At 53.3% G+C, this 1,258-nt stretch carries 1 protein-coding gene; it reads left to right on the forward strand.

Annotated elements, in window-relative coordinates:
• The first annotated feature begins 89 nt into the window (after window positions 1-89).
• Window positions 90-1,232 carry an IS4 family transposase gene (locus tag HNR62_RS16050; RefSeq protein WP_204797087.1) on the forward strand — a complete coding sequence of 381 codons (1,143 nt, stop codon included), beginning with the start codon at window positions 90-92 and terminating at the stop codon, window positions 1,230-1,232.
• Window positions 1,233-1,258: the final 26 nt, after the last annotated feature.

The raw sequence follows: 1,258 nt of genomic DNA on the forward strand, positions 1-1,258 counted from the left end.
CTTAGCCATCCCCTCATATGAGCTAGAGCTGGCGCGGCCTCGCGGGTAGACTACCCGTCTTTGAACCAAACTCGACGGCACGGCAGCTCATGATCACCCGTGAAACTATATCTGAACACCTCCATGACATCTTCGGCCAGGATATGCATGCCAAGCGGGTACTTTCATTGGCCAATGCCACTCAGGGCGTCATTGAATCCAGCTCGCTGGCCATTCATGCCATCGGCAATGGCCTCGCTCAGGCAAATGGCTTGGAGCGTAAATACGCCATCAAGCAAGTGGATCGTTTGCTGAGCAATACCAAGCTGAATGTCTGGTCACTGTTCGATGACTGGGTGCCTTACGTGGTAGCTGAACGCAAGGAAATCGTGGTCTCGATGGACTGGACAGAGTTCGACGCCGATGACCATAGCAGCATCGTTCTGAGCATGCAGACCAGCCATGGGCGCAACACACCACTGCTGTGGAAAACCCACAAGAAATCGCAGCTAAAGGGCCAGCGCAATGCCCATGAAGACGAGCTGTTGTGGAAGTTGAAAACCAGCTTGCCAGACGACGTGACAGTGACCGTCGTCGCCGACCGCGGCTTCGGTGATACGGCCTTGTTCGCCTTGCTGGAAGACAAGCTGGAGTTTAATTATCTCATTCGTTTTAAAGACAATATTCTGCTCTGTCCGGTCGGCGGAGAGCTCAAGAAAGCCAAACAATGGCTGACGCCCAGCGGCCGCACACGCACCCTGAAAGACGTAGAGCTGACGGCTCAGCGACAGCCGGTTGCCCGGGTGTTCTGCTGCAAGAAAGCCGATATGAAAGAGGCCTGGTTTCTGGCCAGCAACCGACGGGACTTGGGAGCCGCCGATGCCCTCAAACTGTATGGCAAGCGCTGGGGAATCGAGTGCAGTTTCCGTGACATCAAGGACTACAAGTTCGGCATGGGCATGGCTGATACGCATATCAGTTCCACCAAGCGCCGCGACCGTTTGTTCCTGTTCAGCGCCCTGGCCATCGTGCTGCTAACCTTGCTGGGCAAAGCCGGTGATGCTGCGGGACTGGAGAAGACGATAAAGGTCAATACCAGTAAAACCCGTACCTATTCCTTCTTCCGACAAGGCTGCATCTATTATCAGATGTTACCGAAGATGAAAGAAGAGAATGCCATCAAGCTGATGGCGAAGTTTTCTTACTACCTGTCTCAGCACCGCTTATACAAGCGGATCTTCGGTATTATTTGAACAATAAAAATGAGGGGATTCGTAAG

The organism is Oceanisphaera litoralis (assembly GCF_016907015.1).
GTDB classification, from domain to species: Bacteria; Pseudomonadota; Gammaproteobacteria; order Enterobacterales; family Aeromonadaceae; genus Oceanimonas; species Oceanimonas litoralis.